Annotated in this window: 18 protein-coding genes; 1 reads left to right on the top strand and 17 read right to left on the bottom strand. The window is 62.9% G+C overall.

The genetic code is table 11. The features are described from left to right. Nucleotides 1-122: 122 nt before the first annotated feature. The 16 genes from QM712_RS04790 to QM712_RS04715 form a co-directional block, all read right to left on the bottom strand. Nucleotides 123-1,103, bottom strand: a complete 981-nt coding sequence (locus tag QM712_RS04790) for a Gfo/Idh/MocA family protein (RefSeq protein WP_415021895.1) — start codon at nt 1,101-1,103, stop codon at nt 123-125. 63 nt (nt 1,104-1,166) lie between these two features. Further along, on the bottom strand, nt 1,167-1,796 hold the full coding sequence (locus tag QM712_RS04785) for a flavin reductase family protein (protein WP_415021894.1): 630 nt from the start codon (nt 1,794-1,796) through the stop codon (nt 1,167-1,169). 9 nt (nt 1,797-1,805) lie between these two features. After that, nucleotides 1,806-2,576 carry an ABC transporter ATP-binding protein gene (locus QM712_RS04780; protein WP_415021893.1) on the bottom strand — a complete coding sequence of 257 codons (771 nt, stop codon included), beginning with the start codon at nt 2,574-2,576 and terminating at the stop codon, nt 1,806-1,808. Nucleotides 2,577-2,581: 5 nt separating this feature from the next. Beyond that, the gene (locus QM712_RS04775; protein ID WP_415022047.1) at nt 2,582-3,349 is read right to left on the bottom strand and encodes an ABC transporter ATP-binding protein; all 768 of its coding nucleotides are present in this window, start codon (nt 3,347-3,349) and stop codon (nt 2,582-2,584) included. Next, complete coding sequence (locus QM712_RS04770; RefSeq protein WP_415021892.1) at nt 3,343-5,223, bottom strand: ABC transporter permease; 1,881 nt, start codon at nt 5,221-5,223, stop codon at nt 3,343-3,345. The genes QM712_RS04775 and QM712_RS04770 overlap by 7 nt, the downstream gene beginning before the upstream one ends. An 89-nt stretch (nt 5,224-5,312) precedes the next feature. Beyond that, complete coding sequence (locus tag QM712_RS04765; protein WP_415021891.1) at nt 5,313-6,530, bottom strand: ABC transporter substrate-binding protein; 1,218 nt, start codon at nt 6,528-6,530, stop codon at nt 5,313-5,315. A 188-nt stretch (nt 6,531-6,718) separates the two neighbouring features. Continuing rightward, nucleotides 6,719-8,449 carry an FAD-dependent oxidoreductase gene (locus tag QM712_RS04760; RefSeq protein ID WP_415021890.1) on the bottom strand — a complete coding sequence of 577 codons (1,731 nt, stop codon included), beginning with the start codon at nt 8,447-8,449 and terminating at the stop codon, nt 6,719-6,721. Next, nucleotides 8,446-9,252, bottom strand: coding sequence for a sugar phosphate isomerase/epimerase family protein (locus tag QM712_RS04755; RefSeq protein ID WP_415021889.1), 807 nt, complete (start codon nt 9,250-9,252; stop codon nt 8,446-8,448). Before QM712_RS04755 ends, QM712_RS04760 begins: the two co-directional genes overlap by 4 nt. Nucleotides 9,253-9,263: 11 nt before the next feature. Next, nucleotides 9,264-10,322, bottom strand: a complete 1,059-nt coding sequence (locus QM712_RS04750; protein WP_415021888.1) for an SDR family oxidoreductase — start codon at nt 10,320-10,322, stop codon at nt 9,264-9,266. Continuing rightward, on the bottom strand, nt 10,319-11,752 hold the full coding sequence (locus QM712_RS04745) for an NAD-dependent succinate-semialdehyde dehydrogenase (RefSeq protein ID WP_415021887.1): 1,434 nt from the start codon (nt 11,750-11,752) through the stop codon (nt 10,319-10,321). Before QM712_RS04745 ends, QM712_RS04750 begins: the two co-directional genes overlap by 4 nt. Nucleotides 11,753-11,763: 11 nt before the next feature. Continuing rightward, nucleotides 11,764-13,563: a thiamine pyrophosphate-binding protein gene (locus QM712_RS04740; protein WP_415021886.1), complete on the bottom strand. Its 1,800-nt coding sequence runs from the start codon at nt 13,561-13,563 to the stop codon at nt 11,764-11,766. 122 nt (nt 13,564-13,685) lie between these two features. After that, a complete protein-coding gene (locus tag QM712_RS04735) occupies nt 13,686-14,090 on the bottom strand; it encodes a Zn-ribbon domain-containing OB-fold protein (protein ID WP_415021885.1) in 405 nt (134 codons plus the stop codon). After that, nucleotides 14,087-15,217, bottom strand: a complete 1,131-nt coding sequence (locus tag QM712_RS04730; protein ID WP_415021884.1) for a thiolase family protein — start codon at nt 15,215-15,217, stop codon at nt 14,087-14,089. Before QM712_RS04730 ends, QM712_RS04735 begins: the two co-directional genes overlap by 4 nt. Then, nucleotides 15,217-16,425, bottom strand: coding sequence for a CaiB/BaiF CoA transferase family protein (locus QM712_RS04725; RefSeq protein ID WP_415021883.1), 1,209 nt, complete (start codon nt 16,423-16,425; stop codon nt 15,217-15,219). Before QM712_RS04725 ends, QM712_RS04730 begins: the two co-directional genes overlap by 1 nt. Nucleotides 16,426-16,427: 2 nt before the next feature. Further along, entirely contained in the window at nt 16,428-17,201 is a 774-nt protein-coding gene (locus tag QM712_RS04720) for an enoyl-CoA hydratase/isomerase family protein (RefSeq protein WP_415021882.1), read from the bottom strand. Nucleotides 17,202-17,204: 3 nt separating this feature from the next. Then, nucleotides 17,205-18,371 carry an acyl-CoA dehydrogenase family protein gene (locus QM712_RS04715; protein WP_415021881.1) on the bottom strand — a complete coding sequence of 389 codons (1,167 nt, stop codon included), beginning with the start codon at nt 18,369-18,371 and terminating at the stop codon, nt 17,205-17,207. A gap of 135 nt (nt 18,372-18,506) precedes the next feature. On the opposite strand from QM712_RS04715, the gene QM712_RS04710 reads away from it, so the two are divergent. Then, nucleotides 18,507-19,292 carry an IclR family transcriptional regulator gene (locus QM712_RS04710; RefSeq protein ID WP_415021880.1) on the top strand — a complete coding sequence of 262 codons (786 nt, stop codon included), beginning with the start codon at nt 18,507-18,509 and terminating at the stop codon, nt 19,290-19,292. Between the two features lie 213 nt (nt 19,293-19,505). On the opposite strand, the gene QM712_RS04705 is transcribed toward QM712_RS04710, so the two are convergent. Further along, nucleotides 19,506-20,996 (bottom strand): aldehyde dehydrogenase family protein, encoded by a 1,491-nt coding sequence (locus tag QM712_RS04705; protein WP_415021879.1) that lies wholly within the window; start codon nt 20,994-20,996, stop codon nt 19,506-19,508. Between the last annotated feature and the right edge of the window lie 12 nt (nt 20,997-21,008).

The raw sequence follows: 21,008 nt of genomic DNA, 5'->3' as shown, positions 1-21,008 counted from the left end.
ATCTGCGAAGAAAAAAAGCCCGCCTTTGGCGGGCTCCTTTCGTGGCGAAAGATAGAGCCGGATTCCCCGCAGCGTAGGCCGCGACACACCGGGCCGGCGCACGCCTACCTTCTGACTTGCGGTCATGTTTCCGGGATTTTGACGGATGTACCTTCCTTCATGGAAAGCGATACGGCCTCCAAGACAGAAACTCCATGCAGCGCCTCCTCAGCCGTGACCGGGAATGCTGCACTTCCCCCGATTGCGTTTGCGAAGGCCTCAATTTCCATCTTTTCGGTACTGACAATCGGAAAGGTCGTATCTTGAACCGGCGAATTACCTATGCAGCTCAGCAGCCGGTTTTCCCCAATCATCTCGATCCAGCCTTTGGATCCCAGAATTCGCAGGCGCCACATGGGAGACGTCGTGATCAGGGTGGCGAAAGCGCATGTAGCTCCGCTCTTGAACTCGCCCACGAAGGTCACATTGTCGTCGACCGGCACGTCAACCACTTGCCGACGTCCCCAAGCGTGTATTCGCTCGAACTCGCCAGCGAAAAGCAGCATGAGATCGATCTGGTGAATACCCATTCCGGTCATCCCGCCAGCGACGGTGTCTGATCGCTCCGCCCGCCACATGCCGGGCTTGAACCGCAACCCGTAATTCGACGAGAAATTCCCTTCTATGTGCAGGATGCGACCGATCTTGTCGTTGGCGATCAACTCGCGCATCGCCGCCACAGCCGGCAGAAAACGGCGATTGTGCGCGAATGCGACCAAAACGTTGCGCTTGACCGCTTCGGCGATCGCTGCGTCGGCGCTTTTGCGATCCAACGCGAAGGGCTTTTCAACCAGAACCGGCTTGCCGGCCGTCACCGCATCGATCACCTGCTGAGGATGCAGACGATCGGGGGTGGTCAAGACTATACCGTCAATGTCGGGGGCGGCCAGCGCATCGGCGTAGGATTCGACAATCTTCAGTCCTCGCCGGTCCGCAAACGCCTTCAGCGGCTCTGGACGGCGAGCGACGCCGAGCGAGAACCGCGCAACTTCGCTCGCTCCCTGCACCGCACCGACAAGGTTTTGCCCCCAATAGCCTAGACCGACGATCGCCAGATTCTTCATCTCATCCCTCTACGTTGGGTGTCGCCCGATCAGCCTCGCGGGCCGATCGCTTCTCCGAATAGTCTATTTTGGCTCGCGCACGCTGGTGGCAGCTTGGCGAGACGGCGGAGCCAAGCCAATGAACCTGTCGAGACCCGCATAATTAGGCCCGCCGATTCGCCCCAAAGGATCGAGCTCCCGGGTGTCGATCTTGCCGCCATGCATGAGATCGTCGCGGACGTGAAAGGAGACGACCTGCCCCAGCAGAATGATGCTGTCAACGTCGGGATATTCGAGTTTCTCCCGCAAGCGGCACTCCATCGCCGCCACCGACGTTGCCAGACGTGGCACGGAGACCACCGCGGACGGCACCGTCTCTAGTCCAAGGTGGCTGATCTCGCTCTCACCATAGGCAAAATCGGCCGACGAGCCGTGAAGCATCGTGGCGTCGTCGTATCTTGCGACGTTCACCACGAATTCGCCGCGTTCCAGGATGTTCTTGCCGGTGTCCTTGCGCTCTCCGTCGCGCTTTCCGATGGTGACCATCAGCATCGGCGGGCTGTGGGTCACAAGACCGTAAGCGGAAAACGGTGCAAGGTTGACCGCTCCATTCGAAGAAAGCGACGTGATCCACGCGACAGGACGTGGGACGATCATGCCGGTGATGAGCTTGTAAGTCTCGTCGAGAGTTCGGGTGTTCGGATCGATGTCCATTCAGGTCTCTCAAATCGACAGATATTTGAGCGAGATCTCGGGACAGCGCGTCAGCTCCTGCATCGACCCCGACCACGTGACATGCCCCTTTTCGAGCATGTAGGCGCGATCCGAGACGTAGCGGGCGAAGTGAATATTCTGCTCCGAGAGTAGAATGGAAACTCCGGCCTTCTTCAGCCGAAAGATCATTTCGGCCATCTGCTCGACGATCACCGGCGCCACGCCCTCGGATGGCTCATCGAGCAACAGCAGATAGGGATTACCCATGAGCGTCCGGGCAATGGTGAGCATCTGCTGCTCACCACCGCTCATCCGGCCGGCACCCCGGTTCTTCATCTCGGCGAGATTCGGAAAGATTTCGTAGAGTTCGTCCGGCGTCCAGGTGTGGAGCGGCGTACCGTCCGGCCAGCGCCGCTGCGACTGGCGACCGATATCGAGATTTTCGGCTACCGTGAGGTCGGTGAAAATACGCCGGTCTTCCGGCACGAAGCCAAGACCCATCTGGGCGACGCGATAGCTCGCGCTTTGCGAAATGTCGGCTCCCATGAAGCGAATGGCGCCCGACCTTCGGTCCAGCATCCCCATGAGCGAGAGAAAGGTCGTCGACTTACCCGCGCCGTTTCGCCCCATAAGGGCGACGACCTCGCCTTGTCGCAAATTGAAATCGAGATCAAACAGGATGCGCGCGCCACCGTACCATGCGGAAAGCTTCTCAACCTCGAGCAGCGTTTGGCCCGGCGCAGCGTGCGGGAACGCGGACTGTGAACTCATCGCATCCATCCCAATCACCCGACGTGCTCGGCGAAGGTATTTCCGGCGCCGAGATAGACCTCCTGCACCTTCGGGTCGACGCGCATCTGGGTCGGCGTTCCCTCGGCGATCAGACGGCCGCGAGCCAGCACCACGACGCGGTCCGAATAGGCGAAGATCACATCCATGCTGTGTTCAGTGAAAAGCACGGCGAGCTTTTTCTCGACGACCAATTGCTTCGTCAGCGCCATCAGCTCGTTCCGCTCGTGTGGCGCCATGCCCGCAGTCGGTTCGTCCATGAGGAGCAGCCGCGGCTTGTGCACGAGCGCGACCGCGAGCTCCAAGCGCTTCACGTCGCCATAAGCCATGGTGCTGCAGGGCTTGTCCCACTGGTCTTCCAGGGAAACCTGACGCAGAAGCTCCATGGCCTCTTCGCGACCATAGTGAGTGCCCAGGCGCCAGAAGTTGAAGATGGTCCGGTCCCGGGACATCAGCGCGACCTGCACATTCTGGATCGCGGTCATCGAGTTGAAGGGATGGGCGACCTGAAACGTACGTCCGACACCAAGCGCCCAAATCTCGCGTGGCTTCAGCCCGATCAACTCCTTGCCCTGAAACAGGATGGAGCCGGCGTCGGCGCAGAGCTGGCCGTTGATCATGTTGAAGAGGGTCGATTTGCCTGCGCCGTTCGGTCCGATCAGCGCCAACAGCTCGCCTTCGGCGAGGTCGAACGAGACGGAATCGTTGGCCCGCACGCCACCGAAGGATTTCCCGACATTCCTGACAGACAGCAAGGTCACGATTTGGCTCCCTTGCGGAACACCAGATGCGCGAGCCCCTGCGGCATCAACAGGAGCAGAGCGAGCGTAATGAGGCCAAGCACGGCCCGCCAATATTCGGCGTTCAGGCCGATGGTATCGCGCAGCCAAACGAAAATACTGGCGCCAAGCATCGCGCCAGCGATGGCATGCTCACCACCGAGCACGACCATCACGAGGCCGTCCACGGATCGCGAGGCCGTGAGAATTTCGGGCGAAACGCTCCCCTTGGAATAGACAAACAGCGCGCCGGCGAGGCCCGCCACGCCTCCGGCCAGCACGAACCCGAGCCACTGGAGCCGCCGTACATTCATTCCAATGGATTCTGAACGGATCGCGGAATCGCGCGCCGCGCGCAGCGCATACCCGAAGGGCGAAAACAGCACGCGGTAGAGAAACAGCGACGCGATCACGAGACAGCCAAGCACCAGATAGAAGAAGGCCGTCTTGGACTGAAACAGCCCCGAGGGCCACACGCCCGTGATCCCGTTCTCTCCGCCCGCCAGTCCTTCGAACTGATAGAATATCGCCCAGACGATCTGTGCGAAGGCGAGCGTCAGCATCGCGAAATACGTGCTGGTCAGACGCACCGAGAACCAGCCTATGATGACGCCACCGAGCACGGCCAGACCGATCCCGCCGAACAGCGCCGCTTCCACGGGCAATCCCATATACTTTGCCGCCATCGCCGCAGCGTAGGCGCCGAGCCCGAAATAGGCCGCGTGACCGAACGAGTGCATGCCCCCTGCCCCCATCAGCAATTGGAGGCTCGCAGCAAAGATCACGACGATCATGATCTCCAGGACCAGGACCGGCATGTAGGGGAACTGGCCACGCAATTGCGGCACGACGACCAGCGCGACCACCACGAGCGCCGCGATCAACAGGCCGCGGGAGGACAGTGGCCTGAGGACCGTCGAACTCGTCACGAGGCGATTTTGTCGCGTGAGATTGGGCGCACGCCCGAGCAGACCATAGGGCCGCAGCACGAGAACGATGGCCATCACGATGAACTCCACCACGATGGTGAGCTTCGACATCGAAATCTGGACACCGGCGATGTCGATCACGCCGAGCCAGACACAGACAGCTTTGGTTTGCGCGACGATGATGGCCGCGAGGAAGGCGCCGGGCAGCGATCCCAGACCGCCGACGACGACCACGACGAATGCCGAGGCGATGGCCTGGATGTCCATGTCCAGGCTCGCCGGCTCGCGCGGCAGTTGCAGCGCTCCGCCAAGCCCGGCCACGAACGTGCCGAGCACGAATACGGAGGTGAACAGCCACGCCTGATTGATTCCGAGGGCCGCAACCATGTCGCGGTCTTGGGTCGCGGCGCGAACCAGGCGGCCCCAACGGGTACGCGTAACGACAGCCCAAAGCGCCGCGAGCGCGAGCGGACCAACCACGATCAGGAAGAGGCTGTAGGTCGGAAACTTGCGTCCGAGAATGTCGATCGCGCCGGTCAGGCCCGGGGCGCGGGGCCCCATCAGTGGCACGGGGCCCCAGAGATAGAGCACGACATCCTGCACGATCAGCATGATCGCGTAGGTCGCAAGCAACTGGGTCAGTTCGGCGGCGTGGTAGATCCGCCGCAGCAGGGTCACTTCGACGAGAAGACCGATCAGGGCCACGGCGATGCCCGACAGCAGCAGCGAGGGCCAGAACCACACCGCGCCGCCCATCGTCGTGATCAACGTGGATGCAATGTAGGCACCGAGCATGAAGAACGAGCCATGCGCGAAGTTCACAATGCGAGTCACGCCGAAGATGATCGACATGCCGGCGGCGACCATGAACAGGGACGACGCCTCGGCAAAGCCGTTCAGGATTTGGACAACGAGACCCGAGAACTGCATGGAAGTCGCCTGTTGAAGTAAGTCTTGCGACTGGGGGCGGCGGCGACGGGCCCCGCCCCCAGTTGCGATTTTTCAGAGTTATGAACCGATCAATTGGCCGGCTTGCGCCATTCCTTCACCATCGCGTCGGTCGGCTGATACTGATCGCCCTGCTTGTAGGCACTGTTGACCACCACGGGGCCGGTATCGCCCTGCGCGATCTGACCGAGGAAGGATCCGATGGTCGATTGGTGATCTTGCGGGCGATACTGGATCTTGCCCCAAGGCATATCGACCTCGAGGCCGATCATGGCGTCGACGACCTTCTCGGTATCAGTGCTGCCGGCCTTCTTGAACGCTGCAGCGAGCGTCTTGATCGTGGTGTATCCCATGATCGACGAGATTCCCGGGTGCTTGCCGAAACGCTTCTCGTAGGCCTTCAGGAAGGTTTCGTGCTCGGGCGTCTTGATGTCGTTCCACGGGTAGCCGGTCACCCACCACCCCTTGGGCGCGTCTTCCTTGAGCGGTTCGAGGTTTTCGGGCTCGCCAGTGGTCAGGGCCAGCACCTCACGTCCTTCGAAGAGTCCCTGCGTGCCGCCGGCGCGAACGAACTTCAGAAGATCGGCGCCGAACAGCACCGAGAAGATTCCGTCCGGCTTGGCGTCGATCAGCGACTGAACGACCGCGCTCGCCTCGATCTTGCCAAGCGGCACCGCCTGATCGGCCACGAAAGTCACGTCCGGCTGCACTTCCTTCAGCATGCGCTTGAAGTTCGCAGCAGCCATCTGGCCGAACTCGTAGTTCGGATAGACCAGCGCCCAACGCTTCTTGCCGAGCTTGGCCGCCTTCTCGGCGAGGATCGCGGACTGGGTGTAGGTGCCGGCGCGCAGGCGGAAACCGTAACGATTGCCTTCCTGCCAGATCATGCGATCCGACAACGACATCGTCGCGAGAAACAGCGTCTTGTTCTGGCGCGCGAAATCGTTCAGCGCCAGCGCGACGCTGGACAGGAAGGTCCCCGAGATGGCGTTGACATGCTCGCGCGAGATCAATTCTTCGGCGGCTCGAATGCCGTCACCCGCAGTCCCCTTGTCATCGCGCGTCACGACCACGAGACGCTTGCCGTTGATTCCACCCGCCGTGTTGATTTCATCGAGCGCCATGTCCATGCCGTTCTTGTAATGGCCAAGATGCTCCGGGAAATTGGTGTAGCTGTTGACGTCTCCGATCTTGATGACGTCCTGCGCGCACGCTGGTGCGATCGCCGACAGCGCGAGAGCTCCGATCGCAACGGCCCCGCACAGACCGGCCACTCTTCTCGTCAACATCCGTCTCTTCTCCCTGACAAGGAGCGCCAGCTACGCAGATGCGCGCGGGCGCTGTTTGATCTTTGATATCGAGCAATACTACATCGCTAGGCCAAATTTGAAAGTATATATTTTTATCCGACTTTTAATATCGTATATCGATATCATTTTGGTTCTTGTGGCGTTGTTTGGGTGCCGAAGCTCATCCGTCATGAGGCGACTGCCGACTTCGCTTCGGCTGCTCGAAGGGCCGCGATGTACCCGAACGTGATCGCTGGCCCCAGCGTGATGCCCGCGCCTGGATAAGTGCCGGCCATGATGCTGGCGGCATCGTTGCCGGCGGCATAAAGGCCTGGAATCGCTTCGCCTGTAGAGGTCAGCACGCGCGCAGCTTCATCCGTGCGAATACCTGCGAACGTTCCGAGATCGCCCGCGACGAGTCGGACCGCGTAGAACGGCCCCTGCTGGATCGGCCCGACGCAAGGGTTCGGCGTGCGCGTGGCATCGCCGAGGAAGCGGTTGTAGGCCGTGGATCCGCGGCCGAATTCGGGATCATCGCCCTTCTCCGCGGTCGCGTTATATCGTCGCACAGCCGCTTCCAACGCCACCGGTTCGATGTCGCAAGTCGTCGCGAGCTCGGCGAGGGTCGCACCGCGCTTGAGGTAACCGGAGCGCAGGGCCGACCTCAGCGGCACGGGGAACGGCTTGACATGACCAAGCCCATATTTGCGGATGGTCGGATGATCGGCGATCAGCCAGCAACTGGCTTCGCCTCCTTTGGGTGTCGCTGCCTGAAGGGCCTGAACAAAGTCGTGATAACTCACGGCCTCATTGACGAAACGATTGCCGGCACGCGTAACCGCGATCACGCCCGGTTTGGCGCGATCGATGAAGTGGGGAAAAGGTCCGCTCCCCCCGCCGCTGCGCGGCACGAGCGACAGCGGCACCCAGGCCGCCGCATTCGCGTAGTCATCGATGATCTCGCCGCCGATGTCTCGCACCAGGCGGAACGTGTCTCCGGTCACGTGCGGATCGACAGCAGAACTGTGGGAACTGCCCGCCTTCACATGCGGATAGAGGCGCTTGCGCATCTCGGTGTCGTGGGCAAAACCGCCGGCCGCCAGGATGACGCCATGGCGCGCTTGGATTTCGACGTCGCCGCTACTTTCCGCGAGAAGAGCTCCCGTCACGCCGGAGCGGTCGCCGAGGAGACGGCGTACCGGCGCTTCAGTGCGCAATTCGACACCGGATGCGAACGCAGTCCTGGCGAGCCGCGCCACCAGCGCATTCCCGTTGGTGAGGCGCATGCCGCGGCCATAGAACAGCTTATCGCAGAGAAAACGCGCAAGCAGCATCGCGACATAGGCCGCGGAAACGGCGGAACGCCTCACATTGAAGAAATGCTTCAGCTCCTTGCCGGACCCGACGGCCATGCCGAGAAACGTGGTCTCCGGCACCGGCGGCTTCAGGCGACGGATCTCGCGACCGAGCCGACGGCCGTCATAGGGCAGCGCCACCAACGCGCGCCCGCCGGCCACGCCGCCGGGGGCCTCGGGATGATAGTCAGCGTAGAGCGGACCAAGCTCGAACTCCAGATCGCTCTCACGGGCGAAGAATTCGAGCGCTTGCGGCGCGGTCTCGAGATAGGCGTCGACATGAGCCGCGCTGTAGCGCTGTCCCATCTCGCCGCGCAGGTAAGTGCGGGCCTTGTCCAGATCGTCGTCGACGCCGGCCGCGCGGGCCTGCGCACTACAGGGCACCCACACCCAGCCCCCGGAGACGGCCGACGTGCCACCGAAGTAAGAAGCCTTCTCGGCGATGATGACCTTGAGCCCCTTGCGGGCCGCGGTCACCGCCGCAGCGAAGCCTGCCGCCCCTGCCCCGATGACCAGGACATCGCACTCCCGCACGGCCTTCGGCTCGGTCGCCTCGGGGGTCACAGCAGCGGCTCGAGCGACTCTCGGGCTCGCTTGGCCACGACGTCGGGCGCCAAAGTCCGGTAATAGGTGTTGAACACCTCCACCGAGAGAATCCCGTCATAGCCGGTCTTGCGGACCTCGCGCATGAAATCTCCGACTGGCGAATAGCCTTCGCCTGGAAACAGCCGGTAAGCACGGCTCAACTCGATGAGGTCGAAATGTCCGCGCGGAAAATCGGCGACCTCGACGATGAAGATCTTGCTCTTGTCGATGGCCGCGATGCCGTCGAGCGGCAGATCGAGCGTGAAGATGTGGAAGCAATCCAGGACGATGCCGATGGCCGGATGGTCGACCTTCTTGACGATCTCCCAGGCATGACGATAGTCGCGTACCCAGCGCCCCCAGCAGATCGGCTCATAGGCGACTCGACGGCCGTAACGCGCGGCGATGTCCCCCAATTCGCGCAGGTCCGCAATCATGCGGCCCTCGTCGCCGACGCTGTCGGGCGCTATGTTCGAGCACAGCACGAGGGTTTCGGCGCCGATGAGCTGCATCTGCGAGAAGAGCTGCTCGGCGATGCGCTGCTTGGTCGGGCGCTGCGCCTCGGGCATACCTTCGTAGTTGCGCAGGTTCTGGTAGCAGGAGACAGTCATTCCGGTGCTGCGCAGCAGGTTGATAACCGCGTCCGGACCGTCGTTGCTGAAATAGTAATCGCGCGGCCACAATTCGGTCGAGGTGAAGCCGGCCTGTTTCATGGCGTACACGGCCTGATCGACCGGACAACCGAAGGAGACGGTGGTGCAACTCAGCTTGCTAGCGATCATGGATAGCTCCGTTACGGAAGAAGTTTGAGGGCGCGGTACTCGGCGAACAGGCGGCCGAACATCTCTTCGCTGTCGACCATGCCGTTGAAGCCGTACTGGTGCGCCTTGACCACTGACGCGGTCTGGTCCCAGCCGCCGGCGAACAGCACGTCGGCGAACGCCCAATCTGCGACGTCGTTCACGTTGCTGTTGCGAAGGCCTTCACGTGCGGCAATGGTCTCCCACAACGAAGCCTTGTCCGACATGAACTCACGAAGGCTGAACGGCTTCGGGCCACCCGCCGCCATGCCGAACTGTTCGGCGATGAGCGGCCAGACATCGCGCCAGCAGAAAGTGTCGCCGTTGACGATGTTGAAGGCTTCGCCGGCGCAGCGCGGCTCGGTGGCGGCCCAAATCATCGCCTTCGAGAGCAAGCCGACGTCGGTGACATTCATTGCGGCGGTCCAGACGGCGTCGTTGGCCGGGAAATGAAGCGGCTCGTTCAGCTCGCGCAGGATCGCGGCGTAGGCGCCGATCGTGGACACCGGGTTTGACGGACTTCCGATGGCGGTTCCGCAAATGAAATGAGGCCGCAATGTCGACCAGGTCCAGCCCCGCTGGTTCGCGCGCGCGATCAACGCGTCGAGCTGTTCGTAATAAAAGTTGGCGCCCGGAAGCCGCGGATGGCTTTCTTTCGCTGGCGTGCGATAGGCGCCGAGGTTGGAGCCGTACCATTTCATGCCGTGAACGATCTGGACGTGCTGCAGGCGTTTGCTGACGGGTGCGAGTGCATCGAGCAGGTTTTCGACGATCAGCCGGTTCTCATCGAGCTTGATCACATAATTGGTCTCTACCGCGCGCGCGCAGAAGAAGATGTGCGTGACGTCCTTGAGTGAGCCCGCCGCATCGCGACAGGCGGCCGCATCGAGCAGATTGGTGGCCAGATGCGGGTGCGAACTTCCTTGCGGAACGGGACGACGGGACATGGTCACGATGTCCCAGCCCGGCTCTTTGCAGAGGCGAGCATAGAGATTGCTGCCCACCATGCCCGAGGCTCCGACGATCAGAGCCTGGCGCTTCTCGTTGCTCACAGCGTGCCCTCCACGATGAATTTGAGCGTCATGTATTCACGGACGCCTTCAGTGCCGCCTTCACGACCATGACCGCTGTCCTTGTTGCCGCCGAACGGCGTTTCCGGGTTCGAGCCCGAGAAGCTGTTGACGCCGACGATGCCGCAATCGAGCCCGTGCGAAACCTTTCGCGCCGCGGCGATGTCGGCCGTGAACAGGTAGGCTGCGAGACCGAACGGCAGCGCGTTCGCCGCGGACAGAACCTCCTCAGCAGTCGCGAAACGATTGAGTACGGCCACCGGACCGAACGGCTCTTCACTCATGATTCGTGCCGCGGCAGGCACGTCGGCGAGCACAGTCGGCTCCAGGAAGAAGCCGGCCCCGGGGCGCGCCTTTCCGCCGGTGACGACGCGCGCGCCCTTGGCCCTCGCATCCTCGATCAAATCGGTCAGTGCAGTGCGGCGCCGTTCGCTGACCACGGGTCCCATTGCGCCGGCACTTTCGCCCTGCGCTTCCAGACTCAGCGCGGCGGCATGGCGACCGAACGCTTCGACAAAGGCGTCGTAGATCCTGGTCTGCACGTAGAAGCGTGTCGGCGAGGTGCACACCTGTCCGGCATTGCGGAACTTCGCCGTGACCGCAGCCTTGGCGATTTTCGCGACATCGACGTCATTGAACACGATGACCGGCGAATGTCCTCCAAGCTCCATCAGAGCGGGCTTCATCAACCGTCCCGCCTGTTCGCTGAGCGATTTACCGACCGGCACCGAGCCCGTGAATGTCACGGCACGCACCGCGTCGTGCTCGAGCAGATGCCGGGAGATGGGGGCCGGGTTGCCGAGCACGAGATTGAGGACACCGGCAGGCAGCCCCGCATCAGCGAAAGCACGCACGAGCTCGATCGCCGATAGTGGCGTGATCTCGGATGGCTTGAGAATGCAGCTGCATCCGGCGGCCAGCGAACTGCCGACCTTGCGCGCGGGCGCAACGAGTGGGAAATTCCACGGCGTCAACGCGAGCACCGGACCGACCGGCTCCCAGAAGGTCAGATAGCGCGTGCCATCCGGCGCGGGAATCGTCTGACCGTAAGTGCGGCGTCCTTCTTCCGCTGCCCATTCGATCAGTTCGGCCGCCCGTAACGTTTCCGCGCGGGCCTCCGCCAGGGGCTTCCCCTGCTCCGACGACATCACTGCGGCGATCGCCTCCAGCCGCTCGCGCAGCAACGCCGCGGCACGCAGGATGATGGCGCAGCGCGCCGCCGGTGCCGTGCGACGCCATGTTGCAAAGCCTTCCGCAGCCGAGGCCGCCGAGGCATCCAGATCGGCCGGCGTCGCCAGCGGCACGTGGGCGATGATCTCGCCCGTCGCCGGGTTGACCAGGTCGAGCGTCTCTCCACTCGACGCAGGAACCCACGCGCCGCCGATATAGAGATCGAGCTTGCGAATCCCCATCACCCTCTCCGTCAGCGCACCGGATCGGGATCGTAGTTCGGCGCGGAGCCGAGCAACGGGGGGAAGTCGAGCACCGCGGTGGTGAGCCGCTTCACGTCGGGTTCGGTGCGAACGTCAAGCACGGTCGGACGGCCGCTGGCGATGGCCGCCTGCAAGGCGGCGCCCAGCTGATCCGGATGATCAACACGGACCCCATCGGCCCCCATGGAGCGGGCCATCATCGCGTAGTCGGTCGAGTGCAGCTCACCGGTCTTCTCGATGCGGAAGCGGGTCGCATACTCCCGGCCGTAGAATCCACGTTGCAGATCGCGGATCGACACGTAGCCGCAATTGTTCATGACCACCCAGATCACCGGGAGGCCGTACTCGACGGCGGTCGCCACCGCATTGGCGTGCATCATGAACCCGCCATCGCCGGAGAACGACACCACGACCTTGTCGGGTGCCGCAAGTTTGGCGCCGAGCGCGCCGCAAACGCCCATGCCCATCGATGCGAGGCCGCCGGATTGTACCAGCACGCCGCCGCTGCGCACGCGCCACTGCTGCACGATCCAGGTGTGGTTCATGCCGATGTCAGCGGCGATGATCGCGTCATGCGGCAGCGCCTTGGTGAGCTCACCGAGGATTCGGTCGGGATGAATCGGCACGTCGCCGCGGTTGGCGCCTGCATAGACATCGAGGTCCCACTGCCGCTTCCAGCCCTGCCAGCCCTCACTCCAGCTCTTGCGCGATTCGATCGAGCGGGCGACGTCGTTCTGCCGGTCGGCAAGCGCCGCCAGCAATTGCTGCACGAAGGTCCTGGCCGAGGCGACGATGCCGAGCGCCGGCGGATAGTTGCGGCCGAACTGGTTCGGGTCGATGTCGACGTGGATCAGCTTCTGCGGCGGGATGTTGTGTGTCGCGCCAGGCCGCCACGATGATGAGGAGCGATCCCCGAAACGGGTCCCGAGCGCAAGGACGACATCGCAGCCGCGGGTCGCGCGATTGGACGGATAGACGCCGTCACGACCCAGCGGCCCGAGACAGAGCGGATCGGTCTCGTCGATGACACCCTTGCCCTGCGCGGTCGAAGCGACCGGGATATGCAGCATGCGGGCGAGCTTGATGAGATCGTCCTCGATACGCTCGCCGAGCGCACCGTTGCCTGCGATGATGACCGGCCGCTCCGCCTTCAGCAGCATCTCGATCGCGCGCGCCAGCGAGGCCGGATCGGCCGCGGGTTTCTGGCTGACGTTCTCGCGCCACTCTTCCGAGAACTCCGGAGTTTCGGAGGTCGTCTCGTTGAACACGTTGAGAGGCACATCGAGATGAACCGGGCCGATCTTTCCCGACATCATGGCAGAATAGGCGTGGCGCATCATCGATGGCAGCATGTCCGCGCGCGTGGCCTGGAACGAGCGCTTCACATACGGCCGCATCGCCGACGGAAAATCCGCCTGATAGTGCGTCCCGATCTCCTGAAATGGCATGCGGTTGAACTGCTGGGTCGGAATGTTACCGGTGATGGCAAACACGGCAGAGCTGTCGAACATCGCATTGGCGATTGCCACCTGGATGGAGATCGAACCGGGCCCGACCGACGTGAAGGTCGCGAGCGGCTGGCGGCTCACGCGGTAATAGGCGTCGGCCATGAAGCCAGCGGTCTGCTCGTTATGGACCGAGATGGTTCCGAAGCGCTCCTTGCGATCCAGGGCCGCGTCCATCAGCCCGACGTCGCCATGACCGCACACACCGATCATGTATGGCACCTTCTGCCCGATCAGGTGATCCAGGATGATCTCGGCGCCGTTCTTCTCGTTCGATTGGGACATGGAGCTTGGTCCTTCCTACCATGCGCCGGGCCAGCGGCCCCGGACAGTGCGTTTCGTCATGTTGCCGGGCGGCGATGATCCGCTGCCCGGCAGATTCGATCGGGAGCGTTCCCCCGAAAAGCTCAGGCGTTCGTCAGCCGGAAGCGCGGCAGCGCGCGTCCGAAATCGGTCTCGATCACCAATTCGACCGGCGCCTCGACGCTGAGGCCTCGCCCGTCCGGATGATCGATGATGTTCGTCATCAGCCGCGGCCCTTCCGCGAGTTCGACGATCGTGACGTTGTAGGGCACGCGCTCCGCCAGATGCGGCGCATAGGCCATGTGATACACGACCCAGGAGACGATCCGCCCCTTGCCGGACGCAGGGCGCCATTCGCAGTCGTCGCTCAGGCATGCGGGGCAGTGCGCGCGGGCCGGCAGCCAGCCGTGGCCGCAGGCGCGACAATGCTGAAAGTCGAGCCGGCCGGCCGACAGTGCCTGCCAGTAGGGCGCCGTGACTGTGGTCTCGATGATTTCGGGAACGCTCATCCTGCAGCTCCCAGTATCAGCGTCGCATGGGTGTGCATCGATCCCCCCTGATTGGAGACGAGCCCGTAGCGCCGCGCCTTCACCTGGACATGAGCCTCGCCGCGCAACTGCCGGGCGGCCTCGATGATCAGCTGCAGCCCGGGCGTTCCGCTCTCCGACAGCAATCCACCGGAGGTGTTGAACGGCAGCCAGCCGTCGACGCCGAGCCCCTCGTCAAGCGCCCTGGCGCCGGCCTGGCCGCGCGGGGTCAAGCCATAGTCCTCGATCGTCTGCAAAACCGTCACCGTGAAGCAGTCATAGAGCTGCGCAAAACTGATCTCGTCGCGGCGAACGCCCGCCCGCCTGAACGCCATCTCGGCGCTGTCGGCGGCGCGCGTGCTGAGCAGATCGGGGCGCAAATGCACCTCCCAGCTTTCCTGCGCCTGGCCGACGCCCAGGATCGGCACCGCCCGCACGTTGCGGCGTCGCTTCGCCTCGCCCGCGCTGGTCAGAAGGATCGCCGCGCCGCCGTCCGACAGCAGGCACATGTCATCGCGCCGCATCGGTTCGACAACATAGGAGCCCGCAAGGTACTCATCCATCGTGAGCGGCTTGCGCAGTTGCGCCTTCGGGTTGCGGGCGCCGTGATCGCGTGCAGCGACCGCCACCGCGCCGAAATATTCATCGCGCGTCGCGTAGCGCTGACGATAGGCCTGGTGGATCATCGCGTAGCCGGCCGCAGTGGAATACCATCCCATGATGGCATCGTCGCCGCGCGGACGGTGGTAGACCGCGTGACTGCCGGTGCGGGCGGTGTCGCCATAGCAGATCAGCGCATTTCGAATGATGCCGGCTTCGATCGCCAGTGCCGCGTAGGTGATGAGGCCGACATTCGCCGCGCCGCCCTGGTCGAGGGCACAGCCGATGGTCGGCTGCAACCCAAGTGCCTCGGACACCTTCTGCCCGTAGAGGACGGTCGGCGCCGCATTGGCGATCTTGACGAACACGCCATCGATTTCGTCCTTGGCGATCCCTGCGTCGCCGATCGCCTCGCGTGCGGCTTCGACGATCAGGTCGACCTTGTCGCGCCCCGGATGCTTGCCGTAGGACGTGTTGCCGACGCCGGCGATGGCGACCTTGCCCTGCATCAGATCGTCCCTTCGTCGCGCAGCCGTGCGACGTCCGCGGCGTCGAGGCCAAGCGCGCCGTAGATCTCGGCATTGTCGCGGCCATAATCGGGAGAGCAGCTATAGGGTTGCGTCTCGGTGTCGGAAAAGCGAAGTGCCGAACCGTGCAGCGTGAGACGGCCATAGGTCGGATGATCGACGTCAAACAGAGTGCCGCGCTCATGGAGCACCGGATCCTGCATGACTTCCGGCAGATCGCGCACCGGGGCGAACGGCACCTTGTTGTTCAGGAGCACCGGTGACAATTCCGCCTTGGCCAGGGTGCGGGTGAAGTCCGCGACCATGGCGTCGACGAAATCCATGTTGGCGACGCGATCGGCCATGGTTCGCACCCGCGGATCCTGCGCGAAGTCGCTGCGTCCCATCGCGGCCAGAAGGCCCTGCCAATGCTTGTCGTTGTTGCAGATGATGGCGATGTAGCCGTCAGCGGCTGGGTAGACATTGTAAGGACACAGCGACAGCCCGCCGTGGCGGTTGCCGGTCCGTGGGGGAATATCGTCACGCTCGCCGTAGAGCATGCCGATATTGGAGGCCATCGCCGGGTAGACCGCATCGAGCATTGCGACATCGACCCGGCCGCCTTCGCCCGTCTGCGACCGCCGATACAAGGCGGTGACGATGGCACCGTAGAGGTGCACGCCGCCGAAGAAATCGCACAGGGCCGCACCGGCCTTGGTCGGCGGCCCGTCGGGATAGCCGGTCACGCTCATCACGCCCGACATCGCCTGCACGGTCAGATCCATCGCCATCAGGTTGCGATAGCCGCCGTCCTGGCCGTAGCCGGACCCGGAGGCGAGCACGATCCGCGGATTACGCTGACGCAGGACGTCATAGCCGATGCCGAGACGATCCATCACGCCCGGCGAATAGTTCTCGGCAACCACGTCTGCGCCCTCCACGAGCGAGAGGAAGATTTCCCGGCCCCTGTCGGATTTCAGATTGAGCGAGATCGATTTCTTGCAGCCGTTGAGCATGGCGAACGGCATGAAGGCGCCGGCCCGTCCATCGCGACGGCGCAGATATTCGCCCCCAATCGGCTCGATCTTGATGACCTCCGCGCCTGCCATGGCCATGAGGAAGGTCGCGTACGGTCCGTTGTAGATCTGGGTGAGATCGAGAACGCGGAGACCGCTCAACGGCAGAGGCGCAAGACCGGGTACGGCAGGCACGATCAATTTCCCTCGAAAGCAGGCTGGCGCTTGGCGGCAAACGCATCCTTGGCGCGCTGGGTATCTTCGGAGCCCTGGAGCACGAGATTGACGTATTGCTCAAGCCGCAACCCGTCCGACAAAGGCAATTCGTAGGACCGGACCGCGAGTTCCTTGGCCGCCTGCACGGCGAGCGGCGCATTGCGGCTGATGCGGGCGGCAAACTCCATGGCGGTCGGAATCAGGGCGTCCCGCTCCACCACGCGATTGACGAGGCCCCAGCGTTGCGCGGTCTCGGCATCGATCTCCTCGCCGAGCAGCAGCATCTCCATCGCCACCGCGTAGGGAAGCTGCTTGACGATCCGCTGCGTGCCGCCATTGGCGGCGATGATGCCGCGCTTGACTTCCGCCAAGCCGAACCGCGCGCCCTTCACCGCGACGCGCAGATCGGTCGCGAGCATCAAGGTCATGCCGCCGCCGACGCAAGCGCCGTTGATCGCGGCAATGACCGGCTTCCAGATTTCGAGGCCGCGATTCAACAGCGCGTCCTTCTGGGTCAGCCAGTGATCGGACAGCTTTCGCTTGCGTCCGATCCACGACTTCAGGTCCGCCCCCGCGCTGAACACCTTTTCGCCGGCCCCGGTGATGACAGCCGCACGCACGGCGTCATCGTCACGGACGCGGGTCCACGCCGCGGACAGAGCCGCGTAATGCTCGGCATCGAGCGCATTGGCGCGCTCCGGCCGGTTGATCGTGATGAGTGCCACGCCCTCGTTGAGCTCGAAGTCGATCGACACGGATCACCTCTTGAGAAGCTGGCGCGCCAGCACCATGCGGTGAACCTCGGAGGGCCCCTCGCCGATACGCTTGATGCGAAGTTCGCGATACCAGCGCTCCAGCGGCATCTCGCGGGCAACGCCCATGGCGCCAAGGATCTGAACGCAGCGATCGATGACGCGTCCGGCCGTCTCGGTCGCGACCACCTTGGCGATAGAGGCGTCGGTCTTGATGTCGCGACCAAGATCGCCGTGCCAGGCAGCCTGCCAGGTCAACAAACGCGCCGCACGTAGCTCCATCTCGCTGTCCGCGACCATCCACTGAATGGCCTGCTTGTCGGAAAGATACGACTTGTGGACGTTGCGCTGACGCGCCCAATCGATCGCAATGTCCAGCGCCGCTTGCGCGATCCCGATCACGCCCGCGGCGTAGGGCACGCGCGCATGGACCAGCCACTTCTGACAGATCGCAAAGCCCTGGCCTTCGTCGCCCAGACGATTGGCCTCGGGGACCTCGACGTCTTCGAACGTCACTTCGTACGGCGCATAGGATCGGATAACCCCGATCTCACGGCAGGTGATGCCCGGCGTGTCGCGATCGACGATGAATGCGGTGATGCCGTCACCCTTCGCCGCTTCTGTGCGCGCGAACACGATACCCCAATCCGCCTTGTCGGCGCCGGTGATCCACAGCTTGGTCCCGTTGACGACGTAACGGTCGCCACGCCGCTGAGCCCGCGTCTGGATCGTGCGGGCCGGATCCGATCCGCCCGACGCTTCGGAGATCGCAACGAAATTCTTCTTGCCGCCCTGAATGCCCGCGACGCCGTATTTTTCGCGCTGCGCATCACTTCCCAGCCAGATGACCGAAGGTGGATCGATGCCGAAGGCCCCGCACGCGGGCACATACGCGCCCATCCGGCATTTGGCGGCCTCTTCGGCGACGATGACTTGACCGAGAAGACCGAGCCCCCCGCCGCCATACTGCTCGGGCGAGGCCATGCACCAGAGACCGGCCGCTCGCGCCTTGGTACGCAACGCCTCCAGTTCGGCGGCGGGAAGAGCGTAGCAGTCGTGCGGCTGGCGCTCCTCAACCGGGCGAACCTCGTCGTTCATGAACCGGCGAATGGTGTCGCGCAGCATGACGAAGTGTCCGGGCAGCTCCCAAGCGCCAGCGGCGTCCTTGTCCATCAACTCGTTCCGATCTTATATATCGAATAACGACATGTTATGTTCGATATAGGATATTAATACGTCAAAATATGAGATTGCAACCAGAATCATTTTATAGGATTGTCGATATATGATATTCGTCAGGAGGATCGGATGAGCACAACGCTGACGAAAGGGCTAAGGCTTCTGGAAGCCCTCTGCGTTGCGCGTGAGCCGATCGGCATCACTGAGTTGTCGCGCAGCATCGATATGAATCTGAGCGCAGTGCAGCGATTGCTGGGGGCATTGGTCAAGCTCGGCTACGCTGAACAGATCGTCAAATCCCGCAAATATCGCGCAACCCTGATGATGTGGGAGATGGGCGCGCAGGTTCTGCGCGATAACGTCTATCGGCGCGCGGTCCATCCCATTTTGCGGCACGCCGCACATTCGACCGGCTACACCGCGTACTTTATTCTGAACAACGCGCCGTTCGTGACGTACTTCGACAAGGTCGAAGGGCCGAAGGGATTGACCTACACATCGGAGCTCGGCACGAGCGTGCCGATTGCCGCCACGGCGGCCGGCATGGCGATCGTCGCCTTCCTCCCGCCGGAGGATCTTGAAAAGCTCGGCGCGCCGGCAACCCGCGACAACGTCGAATTCAAGGGCCTGGTCATATCCGATCTTGCCGATCGCATCGCCGCTCTCAGGCAACGCCGCTACGCAACATCCGAAAGCGGTTTTCGGAAAGGCGTCAACTCGGTCGCGGCCCCCGTGTGGGGGAATGAGGGCAAGGTTTGCGGCTCGATCGCGATCACCGCGGACGAGAACGAATTAAAGGCCGACAAGTTCGCGGCGATCGGCGTTGAGGTCGTACGCTGGGCCGAGGAAGCGACCCTCGTGCTCGGCGGTGTTCCCTATCCTCAAGCCTTCTATGGCGGCGATCGCTCCAGGTGACGCCCGCCAAGCAGAATGACGACTATGGGTCGAGCGCGATCGGCGCCGTTCAGGTCGAAACGGTCTATCGGCCAGCAGGGTTTGATCGCACGAGTTCGAAGTAATCTTCCAGCGACTCTTCACACTGCGAAAAAGCTCGCAGTCATTGGACCATTTTCATCGAACGACAAACTCTCCAATACCAGCACAGCTTAGCTGGCCGCGCGACTTTCCTCAGGCAAGATACCACTGTGGCGGGAGATCGTACGCCATGGTGACGGATTTCAGATGCGAATACAGGTTGAGCGTGTCGCGGCAATATTCGCGCCCGATACCACTCTCCTTGTAGCCGCCGAATGGCGTACCATCGACCAGATTGAAATACTGGTTGATCCAGACTGAACCGGCTTCCAGCCGCTCCGCCGTCTTCATCGCATTGCTCAGATTGGACGTGTAGATGCCGGAGGCGAGGCCATACCGCACGTCATTGGCCTCCTCGATCATGGTGTCGTAGTCCTTCCAACGGATCACCGAGATCACCGGGCCGAAGATTTCTTCCTGGGCGATCCTCATGCTGTTCTTCGCCTCAAACACGGTCGGCTGAATGAAATAGCCGTGCTCGTTGCCCGGAATTGACGCACGTCCACCCCCGGTGACGAGGTTGGCGCCTTCGCCCTTGCCGACATCGATGTAGCTGAGCACCTTCTCCCCTTGGGTCTTGGAGATCAGGCAGCTCAGCTTGGTACCGTCTTCGATCGGCGAACCGATCTTCACGCGCGCGAAGCCCGCGGTGAGCTTGTCCATGAAGGCGTTGTAGATGTCGTCGTGCACGAAGAGCCGGGTGCCGGCGAGACATGATTGTCCGTTGCAATAGGTTCCTGCGAACGCAGCGTTGTCCACAACAGCATCGAGATTGTCGACATCGGGAAACACGATGTTGGGACTCTTGCCACCGAGTTCGAGTGAAACCGGGACCAGCCGCTGCGCGCCGGCCGCAGAGACAATGCGGCCCACCTCGCTGCTGCCAGTGAATGCGAGCTTTGCGACACCGCGATGCGCGGTCAGTGATGCGCCGGCCTCCTCGCCCATGCCTGGCACGACGTTAACGACGCCGGGCGGGAATATCTTTGCGATGTGCTTGCAGAGCTCCAGCGTCGACAGCGAAGCGTTTTCATCCGGCTTCAGGACGACCGTATTGCCGGCGGCAAGCGCCGGCGCCAGCTTGAAAGCCGCCATGATCGCCGGCACGTTCCAGGGAATGATCTGGCCGCAAACGCCGATCGGCTGGCGCCGGGCGATGAAATAGCCGCCGGGGATCGGCTTCCCGAAATCCTCGAAGCTGATGATGGCTGCGGCGAAGAAGCGATATTGTCCGATGGCGAAGCGATGATCCAGGGTCGTCTCGAACAAGGTCCGCCCGATGTCGAGGGCATCGATCATGGCCAGCCGGGGCAGGTCCGCCTCGACCGCATCGGCAAGCTTGAACAGCAATTGCGAGCGTTGTTCGTAGGTGGTCTTCGACCATGATTTGAAAGCCGCCTGCGCCGCCTTGACGGCAAGATCTATCTCGGCTGCGCCACAGCGCGCGATGTCGGACAGATGCTCGCCGGTCGCCGGATTGATCGCCGGGAACGTGCTGCTCCCAACGCTCCGGAATTCCCCGTTGATGAAGGCACCATAGGATCTCTCGAGACCGGTGGACGGAACGGCTGCATGCTTGTTCATGTGATCTTGTCT

Origin of the sequence: Bradyrhizobium sp. (assembly GCF_047605465.1) — a bacterium.
Lineage (GTDB): Bacteria > Pseudomonadota > Alphaproteobacteria > Rhizobiales > Xanthobacteraceae > Bradyrhizobium.
This window is presented reverse-complemented; position numbering and strand designations above follow the sequence as displayed.

Coding starts and splice junctions, on each gene's coding strand:
- QM712_RS04790 (WP_415021895.1), bottom strand. CDS start 1,103: ATGAAGAATCTGGCGATCGTCGGTCTAGGCTATTGGGGGCAAAACCTT.
- QM712_RS04785 (WP_415021894.1), bottom strand. CDS start 1,796: ATGGACATCGATCCGAACACCCGAACTCTCGACGAGACTTACAAGCTC.
- QM712_RS04780 (WP_415021893.1), bottom strand. CDS start 2,576: ATGGATGCGATGAGTTCACAGTCCGCGTTCCCGCACGCTGCGCCGGGC.
- QM712_RS04770 (WP_415021892.1), bottom strand. CDS start 5,223: ATGCAGTTCTCGGGTCTCGTTGTCCAAATCCTGAACGGCTTTGCCGAG.
- QM712_RS04765 (WP_415021891.1), bottom strand. CDS start 6,530: ATGTTGACGAGAAGAGTGGCCGGTCTGTGCGGGGCCGTTGCGATCGGA.
- QM712_RS04755 (WP_415021889.1), bottom strand. CDS start 9,252: ATGATCGCTAGCAAGCTGAGTTGCACCACCGTCTCCTTCGGTTGTCCG.
- QM712_RS04745 (WP_415021887.1), bottom strand. CDS start 11,752: ATGGGGATTCGCAAGCTCGATCTCTATATCGGCGGCGCGTGGGTTCCT.
- QM712_RS04740 (WP_415021886.1), bottom strand. CDS start 13,563: ATGTCCCAATCGAACGAGAAGAACGGCGCCGAGATCATCCTGGATCAC.
- QM712_RS04735 (WP_415021885.1), bottom strand. CDS start 14,090: ATGAGCGTTCCCGAAATCATCGAGACCACAGTCACGGCGCCCTACTGG.
- QM712_RS04730 (WP_415021884.1), bottom strand. CDS start 15,217: ATGCAGGGCAAGGTCGCCATCGCCGGCGTCGGCAACACGTCCTACGGC.
- QM712_RS04715 (WP_415021881.1), bottom strand. CDS start 18,371: ATGGACAAGGACGCCGCTGGCGCTTGGGAGCTGCCCGGACACTTCGTC.
- QM712_RS04710 (WP_415021880.1), top strand. CDS start 18,507: ATGAGCACAACGCTGACGAAAGGGCTAAGGCTTCTGGAAGCCCTCTGC.
- QM712_RS04705 (WP_415021879.1), bottom strand. CDS start 20,996: ATGAACAAGCATGCAGCCGTTCCGTCCACCGGTCTCGAGAGATCCTAT.